This is a genomic window from Pseudomonas edaphica, from assembly GCF_005863185.1.
GTDB classification, from domain to species: Bacteria; Pseudomonadota; Gammaproteobacteria; order Pseudomonadales; family Pseudomonadaceae; genus Aquipseudomonas; species Aquipseudomonas edaphica.
The window spans coordinates 1-13427 of record NZ_VBVZ01000116.1 but is presented as its reverse complement, the minus strand read 5'-3'; the positions used below and the strand labels follow the sequence as shown (position 1 = coordinate 13427).

Sequence of the window (13427 nt, the reverse complement as noted above, 5' to 3'; positions counted from 1 at the left end):
CGCTCCCACAGGTGAATGCATTCCAAGGGTGGGAGCGGGCTTGCCCGCGATGGCGCCGGTACAGACGCTTCAGGAAGCCAGGCTTTTACGAAACCTGGCCAAGGCCACCGCAAAAAACACCAACCCAATCCCCACCAACGCCAGCAAATCCGGCCACACCACACCCACGCCCGCATCACGAAACAGTATGGCCGCACTCAAACTCACAAAGTGCGTCGACGGTGAGCCTTGCATCACCCATTGCAACCACTCGGGCATGCTGTCCAATGGCGTACTGCCGCCAGACAGAAGCAGCATCGGAATAATCACCGGAATCGCCAGCAAGCCAAACTGAGGCGTCGAACGCGCAAGGGTGGCGAGGAAGATCCCCAGTGCCGTACTCGCAAACAGGTACAGCGCCGTCACCAGCAAAAACAGGCTCAAAGACCCGGCCAGCGGCACACCGAGCAAGCCTTTGACTACCAGCTCCAGCGACAGCCACGTACACAGCACCACCACCAGCATATTGCTCCAGATTTTTGCCAGCATGATTTCCAGCGCGGTCAGCGGCAGCACCAGCAAATGGTCGAGCGTGCCGTGTTCACGCTCGCGCAGCAGCGCCGTGCCGGTGAGCACGATGGCCAGGATGGTGATGTTGTTGACGATCTGGATCACCGCCAAAAACCAGCCGCCTTCCAGGTTGGTGTTGAACAACGCCCGTGTGGTCAGCCGCGCAGGCGTCTTGCCAGCCGCGTCGGTTTGCCCGCTGTAGCTTTGCAACTCACGCTGGAAAATCCGGCCGATATAGCCTGCGCCCATAAATGCCTGGCTCATCGCTGTGGCATCGACGTTCACCTGCACACCCGGCTGGCGCCCGGCCAACAGGTCGGCCTGGAAGTTGGCTGGCACATTGATCACGAAGGTGTACTCGCCGCTGTCCATGACCTTGTCCAATTGGTCGTAGTCCAGTGGTGCAGGCGGTTGAAACTCGGGCGGCTGCAGCGCCTCGGCCATTTGCCGCGACAGCGCGCTGTGGTCCTCATCAACAAACGCCACGCTGGCGTTGTGCACACCAATGACCGAGCCAGCGGCGGGCATGTAGATCGCGACAGTGAAGGCGTAGAACAAAAACAGCAGCAACACGCTGTCGTGACGCAGGCTGGTCAATTCCTTGAAGCCCAGGCGCAGGATATGAGCGAGCTTGTGCATCAGGCCTCCTGCTTTTTGAGCATGATCAGGCTCAGCCCAGTGAACCCGACGAAAAACCCGAACAGCGCCAGGCATTGCGGCCACAACTGGCGCAGGTCCAGGGCCTTGGTGAAGGTGCCTACTGCGATATCCAGAAAGTGCCCGGCGGGGAATAACGTGCCCATCAGCGCGGCCGCGCCTTCCAGGGACGAGCGCGGTACGATCAGCCCGGAGAACTGGATGGTCGGCAGGCTGGTGATGATCATGGTGCCGAGGATAGCCGCGATCTGGGTGCGGGTGAACGCGGAAATCAGCAGACCCATGCTCGTCGTTGCGAGTACATACAACAGGCCGCCTACCGCCAGCGCCACGCCGCTGCCCTTGAATGGCACGCCGAACAGCCAGCGGTTCATCGCCACCAGCAGTGCCAGGTTCACCAGGCTAACGGCCAGATACGGCGCCTGTTTGCCCAACAGGAACTCCAGGCGCGTCAGCGGCGTGGCGTAGAAGTTGGTGATCGACCCCAGCTCCTTTTCACGCACGATGCCCAACGCGGTGAGCATTGCCGGGATAAACGCCAGGATCAGCGCCATCACGCCAGGGCCGATGGCGTTTACGCTGACCACGTCCTGGTTATAGCGAAAGCGTGTTTCCAGCTTGGCGGCGGCTTGTGTGCTGCCGGGCAGGCTGCTCAGTTCGGCCAGTTGCTGGAGATTGCCTTGGTGCACCGCTTCGACGTAGTTACGGCTGGTTTCGGCGCGAAACGGCATGCCGCCATCGATCCACGCAGCCACGGTGGGTTGGCGGCCGGCGTACAGGTCGCGGCCAAAACCGGGTGGAATTTCCAGCGCCAGTTTGATTTCTGAACGTTGCAGGCGCCGGTGCAGTTCGTTGGCATCGCGGATGGGGGCTTGTTCGGCGAAGTAGCGCGAGCTGCGGAAGGCTTCCAGGTAGGCGCGACTTTGCGGAGTCTGGTCCTGGTCGTAGACGGCGAAGGCAAGGTTTTCCACGTCCAGGGAAATGCCGTAACCGAAGATCACCATCATGAACATCGCACCGAGCAGGGCGAAGGCCATGCGCACTTTGTCGCGCAACAGCTCTTTGCCTTCGCGACTGGCCACGGCCAGCAGGCGGGCGATGCTGAAGCCGCGTTTGCTGACGGTCGGCGTGCTGCTTTCGCTGACAGTTTTGTTCGGTGCGGCAGGTTCGGCTTCGCCTTGGGCCTGTTCCAGGCAGGTGACGAACGCAGCCTCCAATGTGTCGCCGTGGAATTGCTGCTGCAACGCGTCGGGGGTGTCGCAGGCCAGCACTTTGCCCGCGTGCATCAGCGAGATGCGGTCGCAGCGCTGGGCCTCGTTCATAAAGTGGGTGGACAGAAAGATCGTCACGCCTTGCTCGCGGGACAACTCAACCAATAGCCGCCAGAAATCATCCCGCGCCGCGGGGTCTACGCCCGAGGTCGGCTCATCGAGAATCAGCACTTCCGGGCGATGCAGCACCGCCACCGCCAGTGACAAGCGCTGGCGCAGGCCCAGGGGCAACTCGCCGGAGGGTTGCTCGGCCACTTCACCGAGGTCGAAGCGCTGGATCAGCTCGTCGATACGCGGGCCGCTGTCGGCCTTGGGCAAGTCGAACAGTTGCGCATGCAGCACCAGGTTCTGGCGCACGCTGAGTTCGCCGTACAGCGAAAAGCTTTGCGACATAAAGCCCACGCGCTTGCGAGTGGCCAAATCCTTGGCATTCACCGGGTTACCCAGCAGCGTGGCGCTGCCTTCGGTGGCCGGCATCAGCCCGGTGAGAACTTTCATGGTGGTCGTCTTGCCGCAGCCGTTGGAACCGAGAAAGCCGAAGATCTCGCCGCGACCAATCGCAAAGCTGACCTTGTTCACCGCCGTAAAATCCCCAAGGCGCAGCGTCAGGTCGTGGGCTTCGATGGCGATGTCAGTGTTGCCACTTTCGCGCGGCGGGATCACCAGCGCCTGGTTGTCGTGGGCGCTGTCACCCTGGAAATGAGTAAAAGCCTCATCCAGTTTGCCGCTGGGTGTAACGGCCGCCAGCTCGCGGCTCAGGCCATCGGCGATCAGCTTGCCGCGATCGAGCATCAGGCAATGTTCGAACTGCTCGGCCTCTTCCATGTAGGCGGTGGCTACCAGCAGCGTCAGCTGTGGGCGCTCGCTGCGCACGGTTTCGACCAGCTCCCAGAAACGCCGCCGCGACAGTGGGTCGACGCCCGTGGTGGGTTCGTCGAGGATCAACAAATCAGGGTCGTGGATCAGCGCGCAGCACAGGCCGAGCTTCTGCTTCATGCCGCCGGACAACTTCCCGGCCGGGCGCTCGGCGAAGCGTGCGAGGTCGGTGGCCAGCAGCAGGTTGTGCATGCGTTGCTCGCAATCGGCTTTGGACAAACCGAACAACGTGGCGAAGAAACGGATGTTCTCGCTGATGGACAACTCAGGGTAAAGGTTGCCGCCCAGGCCTTGGGGCATAAAGGCGATGCGCGGGTACAGGCTATTGCGATGGCGGCGATCTTCGATGGAGCCGCCGAGCACCTCAAGCTGGCCAGCCTGAAGTTTTTTGACCCCGGCGATCAGCCCCAGCAAACTTGACTTGCCCGCGCCATCCGGGCCGATCAACCCGCAACGGGTGCCCGCCGGCAGGCTGAAGGCAATGTCGATCAGCGCCTGTTGCTTGCCGTAACGGTGTTGGATGCCGGTGGCGTGCAGCGCCAGGTCGGTCATTGCAGGTTGGCCGGCCAGTCGATATCCGCCGTGCGCACATAACCCGCGCCAGGCATGCCCGGTTTGGCTTGTGGTACGGCGCTGGGTTGGGTCAGGCGCAGCTTGACGCGGAACACCAGTTTCTGGCGTTCGTCGCGGGTCTCCACCTCTTTGGGGGTGAATTGCGATTTGGCCGCGACAAAGCTGATTTTCGCCGGCAACGGTTGCTGGGGCAGGGCGTCGAGCAGGATGCGTGCGTCGCTGCCGACGGTGAGGCGGCCGGTGACGGAGGCGGGCAGGTACAGGTTCATGTACTGATCATTCGGGTCAATCAGCAGTAACACTCTGCCGCCTGCGCCGAGCACTTCACCCGGTTCAGCCAGGCGCAATTGAATGATGCCGTCGATGGGCGCGCGCAGGCTGCTGTCGTCGATTTCGCTGGTGAGCTGGGCCACTTGGGCCTGCGCCGCGCCGATGGCCGCTTTCACCGCGTTGACCTGAGCCTGCGCTGCGATCACGGCCGCATTGCCGGTGTTCTGGCGTGCTTGCTGCTGGTCGATCAACTGGCTGCTGGCAAAGCCGCGCTTGTACAGCTCCTGGGTGCGCTTGAGTTCCTGATGGGCCAGCAATTGTTCGCTTTGGCGCAGTTGTACGTTGGCCTCGGCGGCGGCGAAGTTTTCCTTGGCGCGCAGCACTTCGGCTTCGGCCTGGGTGCGCTGAGCTTCAAGGGTGCGGGTGTCCATGCGTGCGAGCAATTGACCTTTGAGCACCTTGTCGCCTTCATCTACGCGCACTTCGGCCAGGCGCCCGGGGATCTTGGCGGCGATCTGCACTTCGGTGGATTCCAGGCGGCCATTGCCCATGCTCAGGCCTTCGGGCAGGCGGTCCTGAGTCGATCGCCAATAACCGAAGCCGCCGGCACCCAGCAACAAGGTGATGAGCGCAACGGCGAAAAGGCGCGACATAGTGTGATTCGTAGACATGACGGCATCCTGCGGCATTAGCATCCTAGTTTGACCGATACCGCCCGAAGGGTCTTGATACCGGTCAAATGAAGCGCAAGCCTAACCCGCTTGGCGTGCAGATGCATGCATCACAGGTGTGACCGCAGGGTTCTGCCTTTTCAGCGCAGGGCGAGTACCGCTGCCCATTGTTCGGCCGTCACCGGCATCACCGACAATCGGCTGCCTTTTTGCACCAGCGGCAATTCGGCGAGGGCAGTTTGTTGCTTCAGGTAGCCAAGGCCCAGCACCTTTGCAAAGGTCTCGACGTGGGCCACGTTGATTGCCGTCCACGGGTTTTTCTCCGGCGTGGCTTTGGCATCGAAGTAGTGGCTTTCGGGTTCCAGCGCAGTCGGGTCGGGATAAGCGGCCTCGACAATTTTGCCGATACCGGCAATGCCCGGTTCAGGGCAGCTGGAGTGATAGAAGAAAAACTCATCGCCAACGGCCATGGCTCGCAAAAAGTTGCGTGCCTGATAGTTGCGCACCCCGTCCCAGCGCGTTTCACCGAGCTTTTCCAGGCCTTTGATGGAGAGTTCATCGGGCTCGGATTTCATCAGCCAGTAGGCCATTTTTGGGCTCCTGAAAAAGGCATTGGATAAGTTGTCAGGCAATTCCATGAAAAACCGACAGTCGGTTGGCGTCAAGGTTTGCGTGTTGGGTCACGTTACCGCAGAATGCCCGCTTTTAAGCTTGACGCAGCTGCAACGGACTACTTTGGAACGTTGTTGTCATCGTGTACGAGGTGCCTGAAGGGGGGCAATCGATGCAACGTAAACCGGATTTACTATGGATTTTGGTTATTTTGTTTGGCCTGGGCGTCGTGACCACCGGATATGCCCAGAGCTTGTGGTCGAGCAAGACCGATGCACCGGTTGAACTGGCTCAGCAGCAGCCACAACCGTTCAAGCGTTAACACTGCTTTTTAAGGCGTCGCTGGTTCCAGCGACGTTTCTGCGACATACCATTTTTTATCGGTGACCGTGCCAGCCAATGGCACATCCCAGCTTGCCTGTGCCAGGCGCTCGACCTTCTGACATTCATGGGCCAGGCCCAGCAGCGTGGGCTTGCGCCAGTTTTTGCGCCGAGCCAGGTAGGCCAGGCTGCGGTCATAAAACCCACCGCCCATGCCCAGTCGCCCACCCACATCATCGAAGCCCACCAGCGGCAACAGCACCAGGTCCAGCGCCCAAACTTGGCGCTGGCGGTTGGCATTTACGTGCGGCTCAAGGATGCGAAAGCGGTTGGGCAACAACTTATCTCCAGGCCGCACACGCTGGAACACCATCTTGGTGCGCGGCCAGGCACTGAGTACCGGCAGATAAGTGGCCTTGCCCCGGCGCTGCGCAGCGCGCAGCAGCAGACGCGGATCGATTTCACCGTCCGTGGGCAGATATAAAGAGATATGTTTGGCCCGGCGAAACAACGGGTGCTGTGCCAGTTGCCGATACAGGCCGTGAGCGGCCTTGCGCTGCTCGCTCGGCGTAAGCGCGCGGCGGGCTTTGCGCAACATGCGTCGAAGTTGCGGACGGGAAAGCGGCGCAGGTTCGGTCATGGTTGTTCGGCTCATAAAACAATGCCAGTCCTGGGACTGGCATTGAGTTTGGGAATTCAGGCTCCCCGACAGAGCCGCTGTCGACTTAGCCCTTGAACCCGAAAGTTCAAGGTGGAAGATGCAGTAGGCTTTAAGGCTTTCCGTCTAGCGGACATGCACACCAGCCCAACGTGCAACTTCCAGGGTAGTGCGAATCGGCTCAGGGACATCGCCGACTGGCAAACACGCCAGGGAGTGGGGCGAGTATACCTTAAACAGACGCGTCAATCAGCCCTTGGGTGGCTCTGGCTCGGTAGAAAGTGCCAGATCCACGCGTTCGAGCAGGTCACGCACTTGCTCACGCGTCGAGCCGCTGGCCTGCACGTCAGGCCGTTCCTGCTTATGCAGCAGATCGTGGGTAATGTTCAGTGCGGCCATCACGGCGATACGGTCGGCGCCGATGACTTTGCCGCTGCTGCGGATTTCACGCATCTTGCCGTCCAGATAGCGGGCAGCACTCACCAGATTGCTGCGTTCTTCCTGGGGGCAGATGATCGAATATTCTTTGTCGAGGATCTGCACGGTAACGCTATTGCTTGAACTCATGAGTCTTGCTCCAGGGCCTTCAGGCGCGAAATCATCGATTCGACCTTACGCCGGGCGATTTCGTTTTTTTCAATGAGGTGAGCGCGTTCCTCGCGCCAGGTCTTTTCCTGAGCTAATAGGAGTCCGTTTTGACTCTTAAGTTGCTCAACCCGATCAATTAGCAGTTCGAGTCTGGCCATCAGCGCTTGCAGGTCGGTGTCTTCCATTGGGTTCCACTGGATTTGTCTGATGAATGGCAACTTCAGGATAAACGATCTGACGCCCTCGATAGTCTTGGTACGTCTGCCGGTGCTAGGATACAGCGCTTCATTCTAGACATTGCGCCGTCTGGCGCCTAGCTCACCATGCCTATTCAGAACTCCCCGTACGACGCTTTTTCCAAACTGCTGAGCTCCAGCGGTCATCCTTGCTCGCCTGCCGAACTGCACGGCGTGCTGTTGGGCCGCAGCTGCACGGGCGTTGGCTTCGATGCCGACAACTGGCTGGCCGATGTGGCCGAGCTGCTGGAAACCGAACCTACCGAGAACGTGCGTAACGCGCTGATCGGCCTGCAAGAGATGGTTAAAGGCGAGTTGACCGGTGATGACGTCACCGTCGTTCTGCTGCTGCCGACCGACGATGCACCGCTCACCGAACGCGCTGCAGCATTGGGCCAATGGTGCCAGGGTTTCCTGCACGGCTTCGGTGTGAATGCCGGCGGCCTGGAACTGAGCACTGATGCCAAAGAAGTGTTGCAAGACCTGGCGGCCATCTCCCAGGTGCAAGATGCCCTGGAAGAATCCGAAGACGGCGAAGGCGACTATATGGAAGTGATGGAATACCTGCGTGTCGCGCCGCTGCTGTTGTTCACCGAGACCAAAAAATCCGCTGAGCCCGCCGCACCCAAGCCGTCGCTGCACTAAGTAAGGAAGCCCATCTGCCCATGATCCATATCCCGAAAGCGGAATACACCCGTCGCCGCAAGGCGCTCATGGCGCAGATGGAACCCAACAGCATCGCGATCCTGCCGGCCGCCGCCGTGGCCATCCGCAACCGGGATGTCGAACACGTCTACCGTCAGGACAGCGACTTCCAGTACCTGAGCGGCTTCCCTGAACCTGAAGCGGTGATCGTGCTGATGCCCGGTCGCCAGCATGGCGAGTACGTGCTGTTCTGCCGCGAGCGCAACGTCGAACGCGAACTGTGGGACGGCCTGCGCGCCGGCACCGAAGGCGCCATTCGCGACTTTGGTGCTGACGATGCGTTCCCCATCACCGATATCGACGACATCCTGCCCGGCCTGATCGAAGGCCGCGACCGGGTGTATTCGGCCATGGGCAGCAACGCCGAATTCGACCGGCATCTGATGGAGTGGATCAACGTGATCCGTTCCAAGGCGCACCTGGGCGCCCAGCCGCCGAACGAATTTGTTGCCCTGGATCATCTGCTCCACGACATGCGCCTGTATAAATCGGCGGCAGAAGTGAAGGTGATGCGCGAGGCCGCGCGAATTTCCTGTGCGGCCCACGTCAAGGCGATGCAGGCCAGCCGCGCCGGGCTGTATGAGTTCAGCCTCGAAGCCGAGCTGGATTACGAGTTCCGCAAGGGCGGCGCGAAGATGCCGGCCTATGGCTCCATCGTCGCCGCCGGGCGCAACAGCTGCATCCTGCACTACCAGCAGAATGACGCGCTGCTCAAGGACGGCGATCTGGTGTTGATCGACGCCGGTTGCGAGATCGACTGCTACGCCAGCGATATCACGCGCACGTGGCCGGTCAGCGGCAAGTTTTCGCCCGAACAAAAGGCGATCTATGAAATTGTGCTGGCCTCCCAGGAAGCCGCCTTCGCCCAGATTGCACCGAACAAACATTGGAACCAGGCCCACGAGGCGACCGTGCAGGTCATCACCGCCGGGCTGGTGAAGTTGGGGCTGTTGCAAGGTAACGTCGACGAGTTGATCGCCAGCGAAGCCTACCGTGCCTTTTATATGCACCGCGCCGGCCACTGGCTGGGCATGGATGTGCACGATGTGGGCGAATACAAAGTGGGCGGTGAATGGCGTGTGCTGGAAGTGGGCATGGCCTTGACCGTGGAGCCGGGGATTTATATTTCGCCGGACAATCAGAACGTGGCAAAGAAATGGCGTGGCATTGGCGTACGCATCGAGGATGACGTGGTAGTGACCAAGCAAGGCTGTGAAATTCTGACCGGTGGTGTGCCTAAAACTGTCGCTGAGATCGAAGCGCTGATGGCGGCTGCCCGATGAACCGGGTCAACCTGGCGATTATCGGTGGTGGCCTGGTGGGCGCCAGCCTGGCGTTGGCCTTGCAGGCCGGTGCCAAGGCACGGGGTTGGAAGATCGTGCTGATCGAGCCATTTGCCCCAGGCGACACTTACCAACCGAGCTACGATGCACGTTCTTCGGCGTTGTCTTACGGTGCCCGTCAGATCTATCAGCGCCTGGGTGTGTGGCAGGACATCTCCCGCCGCGCCGAGCCGATCAAGCAGATCCACGTGTCTGACCGTGGGCGTTTCTCGACTGCGCGCTTGTCCGCCATGGAGGAGGGCGTGCCGGCCCTCGGCTATGTGGTGGAAAACGCCTGGCTCGGACAGTGCCTGTGGCAAGGCCTGGACAAAGAGGTGGTGAGTTGGCGCTGCCCGGCGGAAGTCACGCGTATGGAGCCGCTGCCCGACGGCTATCGCCTGACCCTCAACGATGAAACCGTGCTGGAATGCGACCTTGCGGTATTGGCCGATGGTGGTCGCTCCGGTTTGCGCGAGCAGTTAGGTATTGGCGTGAAAACCCGCCCGTACAACCAGAGCGCGCTGATCGCCAACATCACCCCCAGCGAAGCCCACAACGGCGAGGCCTTCGAGCGCTTTACCGATGAAGGCCCGATGGCCCTGTTGCCGTTGCCGGACAACCGCTGCGCGCTGGTATGGACGCGCATCGGCATGGACGCCCAGCGTTTGGCCAACCTCGACGAGCGCAGTTTCTTGAGCGAACTGCAGGGCGTGTTCGGCTATCGCCTGGGCACCCTCAAGCAAGTCGGCGCACGGCACCTGTACCCGCTGACGCTGGTGGAGGCCGAAGAACAAGTGCGCTCGCACCTGGCGATCCTCGGCAATGCCGCCCACAGCCTGCACCCGATTGCCGGGCAGGGGTTCAACCTGTCCCTGCGCGATGCCAATGCCTTGGCCGAAGCCTTGTTGGCCGGGCCACAGGTGCCGGGAGACTTGGCGACCTTGCAGCGCTACCGCGAAAGCCAGCACCTGGACCAGAAGCTCACAGTGGGCTTCTCCGATCAAGTCACACGCCTGTTTGGCAGTGCCCAGCCGTTAGTGGCTTTGGGCCGCAACATGGGCCTGCTTGGCCTGGACCTGCTACCGCCGGCCAAACGCTGGTTCGCCCGTCAGGCCATGGGCTTGGGTACGCGCCCCGATGCGTAAGTGGTTGATCCAACGTTTGGGTAAAGCGCGGCTGTTGCGTTGGGTCATGACCCTTTATCCGCCTTATCTCGGGGCGGGGATAAGCGTGCAGCACATGAGCGCTGACTTTCGTCATGTCAAAGTGCGCATGGGCTTGGGCTGGTACAACCGTAATTACGTCGGCACGCAATTTGGCGGCAGCCTGTATTCGATGGTTGACCCGTTCTACATGTTGCTGTTGATGGAGAACCTGGGCCGCGACTACATCGTGTGGGACAAGGCCGCGAGCATCGACTTTGTGTCGCCGGGCAAAGGCCCGGTGTACGCCGAGTTCTCCATCGACGACGCCTTGCTGGACGAGATTCGCCGGCAAACCGAAGGTGGCGAGAAGTACCTGCCCCACCTCAAGGTCGAGATTCATGACGGCTCCGGCACCCTGGTGGCGCGGGTCGACAAAACCCTTTACGTGCGGCGCAAGCCGCCAGCAAAGCAGGCTTAAAGCATGGACATGCGCGCAGATGTGCTGATTGTCGGGGCCGGAATGGTCGGAAGCGCCCTGGCGCTCGCGTTGCAGGGCAGTGGCCTGCAGGTGCTGCTGCTCGACGGCAGCCCGCTGAGCGTCAAGCCATTTGACCGTGAGGCTGCCTTCGAGCCACGGGTGAGCGCCTTGTCGGCCGCGAGCCAGCGCATCCTTGAGCGCCTCGGCGTGTGGGACGGCATTGTGTCGCGGCGCGCCAGCCCTTATGGCGAGATGCAAGTGTGGGACGGCAGCGGCACCGGGCAGATCCACTTCTCGGCGGCCAGTGTGCACGCCGAAGTGCTTGGGCATATCGTCGAGAACCGCGTGGTTCAGGACGCGCTGCTCGACCGCCTGCATGACTGCGACCTGGGCCTGCTGGCCAACGCCCGCCTGGAACAGATGCGCCGCTCCGGCGATGACTGGCTGCTGACCCTTGCCGACGGCCGCACATTGCGTGCACCGCTGGTGGTCGCCGCCGATGGCGCCAACTCCGCCGTACGCCGCCTGACCGGCACTGCGACCCGCGAGTGGGATTACTTGCATAACGCCATCGTCACCAGCGTGCGCAGCAGCCAACCCCATCAGCGCACGGCGTGGCAGCGCTTTACCGACACTGGCCCGCTGGCGTTTCTGCCATTGGTGCGCGAGGGGCAGGAAGACTGGTGCTCGATCGTCTGGTCCACCACACCGGCCGAATCCGAGCGCCTGATGGCGCTGGATGATGAAAATTTCTGCCGTGAGCTGGAGCGCGCCTTTGAAGGGCGGCTCGGCACGGTGCTCAGCGCCGATCCACGTGTGTGCGTGCCATTGCGCCAACGACACGCCAAGCGTTATGTGGCAGAAGGCTTGGCGTTGATTGGCGACGCGGCCCACGTGATCCACCCGTTGGCGGGGCAGGGCGTAAACCTGGGTTTCCTCGATGCGGCGGTGCTGGCCGAGGTGCTGCTGGCAGCCACTGAACGTGGTGAGCGCCTGGCTGATGTGAAAGTATTGAGCCGCTACGAACGTCGGCGCATGCCGCATAACCTTGCGCTGATGGCGGCTATGGAAGGGTTTGAGCGCCTGTTCCAGGCCGACCAGTTGCCATTACGCTGGCTGCGCAACGCCGGGCTGAAAATGGTCGACCAGATGCCCGAAGCCAAGGCCATCTTCGTCCGCCAGGCCTTGGGCCTGACCGGCGACCTCCCGGAGCTGGCCAAACCCTGAGGGCGCCTGAGTACCCTGTGGGAGCCGGGCTTGCCCGCGATGGGGCCATTGGCCCCAGCACAAATCCCAGCCATGCAACATCTCGTAACGCCTCCACCAAGCGCTACCAAATGTGAGTCCTTATCATTTGCCCTCTTTTTGCAAATGAGAGACCGCACCCATGTTGGCACCCAAGCGCCTCCTGACTGCCCTGGCACTCACCCTTATCGGCAGCACCACCGTGCAGGCAGCCGACGAAGTCGTGGTCTACTCCTCGCGCATCGACGAACTGATCAAGCCGGTGTTCGACGCCTACACCAAAAAGACCGGCGTGCAGGTGAAGTTCATCACCGACAAGGAAGCCCCGCTGATGCAGCGCATCAAGGCCGAAGGCGAGAACGCCACCGCCGACCTGTTGCTCACCGTCGACGCCGGCAACCTTTGGCAGGCTGAGCAAATGGGCATCCTGCAGCCGTTCACCTCGGCGGTGATCGACAAGAATATTCCGTTGCAATATCGCTCCTCTAACCACGCCTGGACCGGCTTGAGCCTGCGTGCACGGACCATCGCCTATTCCACCGACCGGGTAAAACCCGGTGACCTGACCACTTACGAAGCCCTGGCCGACAAGCAATGGGAAGGCCGCTTGTGCCTGCGCACGGCGAAGAAGGTCTACAACCAGTCGCTGACCGCCACCCTGATCGAAACCCATGGCGCGGCCAAAACCGAGGAAATCGTCAAAGGCTGGGTCAACAACCTGTCCACCGACGTGTTCTCCGACGACATCGCGGTGCTGGAGGCGATCAACGCCGGGCAATGCGACGTGGGCATCGTCAACACCTACTACTACGGCCGCCTGCACAAGCAGAAGCCAGACCTGGCGGTAAAACTGTTCTGGCCGAACCAGGGCGACCGTGGCGTGCACGTGAACCTGTCGGGCATTGGCCTGACTAAGCACGCGCCGCATCCGGAAGCGGCCAAGGCATTGGTTGAGTGGATGACCACGCCTGAGGCGCAGCAGATCTTTGCCGATGTGAACCAGGAGTTCCCGGCCAACCCGGCGGTGCCGCCATCAGCAGAAGTGGCGACCTGGGGCAAGTTCGTGGCTGACACCTTGCCGGTGGAAGTGGCAGGCAAGCGCCAGGCTGAGGCTATCCGCCTGATGGATCGCGCCGGCTGGAACTAACTACAATTTGCAGGCAAGCGCCGAACTAAATGTGGGAGCTGGCTTGTGTGGGAGCTGGCTTGCCTGCGATAGCAGCACCTCGGTGTGTCAGTTACACCTTAGT

General features: G+C 61.4%; 14 protein-coding genes and 1 other RNA gene. 7 read left to right on the top strand and 8 right to left on the bottom strand.

Features of this window, described 5'->3' with window-relative positions:
• Positions 1 to 69 precede the first annotated feature (69 nt).
• The 4 genes from FEM54_RS10205 to FEM54_RS10190 form a co-directional block, all read right to left on the bottom strand.
• On the bottom strand, positions 70 to 1188 hold the full coding sequence (locus FEM54_RS10205; protein ID WP_138450725.1) for an ABC transporter permease: 1119 nt from the start codon (positions 1186 to 1188) through the stop codon (positions 70 to 72).
• Positions 1188 to 3905, bottom strand: coding sequence for a ribosome-associated ATPase/putative transporter RbbA (gene rbbA / locus FEM54_RS10200; RefSeq protein WP_138450723.1), 2718 nt, complete (start codon positions 3903 to 3905; stop codon positions 1188 to 1190). The genes FEM54_RS10205 and rbbA overlap by 1 nt, the downstream gene beginning before the upstream one ends.
• A complete protein-coding gene (locus tag FEM54_RS10195) occupies positions 3902 to 4867 on the bottom strand; it encodes an HlyD family secretion protein (protein WP_099550436.1) in 966 nt (321 codons plus the stop codon). The genes rbbA and FEM54_RS10195 overlap by 4 nt, the downstream gene beginning before the upstream one ends.
• A gap of 140 nt (positions 4868 to 5007) precedes the next feature.
• Positions 5008 to 5457, bottom strand: coding sequence for an EVE domain-containing protein (locus FEM54_RS10190; protein WP_017135265.1), 450 nt, complete (start codon positions 5455 to 5457; stop codon positions 5008 to 5010).
• Between the two features lie 194 nt (positions 5458 to 5651).
• On the opposite strand from FEM54_RS10190, the gene FEM54_RS33895 reads away from it, so the two are divergent.
• On the top strand, positions 5652 to 5801 hold the full coding sequence (locus FEM54_RS33895; protein ID WP_087149531.1) for a hypothetical protein: 150 nt from the start codon (positions 5652 to 5654) through the stop codon (positions 5799 to 5801).
• 9 nt (positions 5802 to 5810) lie between these two features.
• Here FEM54_RS33895 and FEM54_RS10185 read toward each other — a convergent pair whose 3' ends face one another.
• From FEM54_RS10185 to FEM54_RS10170, 4 genes are all read right to left on the bottom strand, one after another.
• Complete coding sequence (locus FEM54_RS10185; protein WP_099550294.1) at positions 5811 to 6440, bottom strand: 5-formyltetrahydrofolate cyclo-ligase; 630 nt, start codon at positions 6438 to 6440, stop codon at positions 5811 to 5813.
• A gap of 58 nt (positions 6441 to 6498) precedes the next feature.
• Positions 6499 to 6677, bottom strand: a non-coding RNA gene (ssrS, locus tag FEM54_RS10180) — 6S RNA.
• Positions 6678 to 6707: 30 nt separating this feature from the next.
• Positions 6708 to 7025, bottom strand: coding sequence for a cell division protein ZapA (locus FEM54_RS10175; protein WP_017135267.1), 318 nt, complete (start codon positions 7023 to 7025; stop codon positions 6708 to 6710).
• Positions 7022 to 7231, bottom strand: a complete 210-nt coding sequence (locus FEM54_RS10170) for a TIGR02449 family protein (protein WP_003177365.1) — start codon at positions 7229 to 7231, stop codon at positions 7022 to 7024. The genes FEM54_RS10175 and FEM54_RS10170 overlap by 4 nt, the downstream gene beginning before the upstream one ends.
• 138 nt (positions 7232 to 7369) lie before the next feature.
• On the opposite strand from FEM54_RS10170, the gene FEM54_RS10165 reads away from it, so the two are divergent.
• The 6 genes from FEM54_RS10165 to FEM54_RS10140 all read left to right on the top strand — a co-directional run bounded on the left by FEM54_RS10165 (position 7370) and on the right by FEM54_RS10140 (position 13324).
• The gene (locus tag FEM54_RS10165) at positions 7370 to 7927 is read left to right on the top strand and encodes a YecA/YgfB family protein (protein ID WP_017135268.1); all 558 of its coding nucleotides are present in this window, start codon (positions 7370 to 7372) and stop codon (positions 7925 to 7927) included.
• 20 nt (positions 7928 to 7947) lie between these two features.
• Positions 7948 to 9270, top strand: a complete 1323-nt coding sequence (gene pepP, locus FEM54_RS10160; RefSeq protein ID WP_017135269.1) for a Xaa-Pro aminopeptidase — start codon at positions 7948 to 7950, stop codon at positions 9268 to 9270.
• Entirely contained in the window at positions 9267 to 10454 is a 1188-nt protein-coding gene (gene ubiH, locus FEM54_RS10155) for a 2-octaprenyl-6-methoxyphenyl hydroxylase (RefSeq protein ID WP_138450721.1), read from the top strand. The genes pepP and ubiH overlap by 4 nt, the downstream gene beginning before the upstream one ends.
• Positions 10447 to 10932 carry a DUF4442 domain-containing protein gene (locus FEM54_RS10150; RefSeq protein WP_017135271.1) on the top strand — a complete coding sequence of 162 codons (486 nt, stop codon included), beginning with the start codon at positions 10447 to 10449 and terminating at the stop codon, positions 10930 to 10932. The genes ubiH and FEM54_RS10150 overlap by 8 nt, the downstream gene beginning before the upstream one ends.
• Before the next feature lie 9 nt (positions 10933 to 10941).
• Complete coding sequence (locus FEM54_RS10145) at positions 10942 to 12159, top strand: 2-octaprenyl-3-methyl-6-methoxy-1,4-benzoquinol hydroxylase (RefSeq protein WP_171045819.1); 1218 nt, start codon at positions 10942 to 10944, stop codon at positions 12157 to 12159.
• Positions 12160 to 12319: 160 nt separating this feature from the next.
• Positions 12320 to 13324 carry an extracellular solute-binding protein gene (locus FEM54_RS10140; RefSeq protein ID WP_017135273.1) on the top strand — a complete coding sequence of 335 codons (1005 nt, stop codon included), beginning with the start codon at positions 12320 to 12322 and terminating at the stop codon, positions 13322 to 13324.
• Positions 13325 to 13427: the final 103 nt, after the last annotated feature.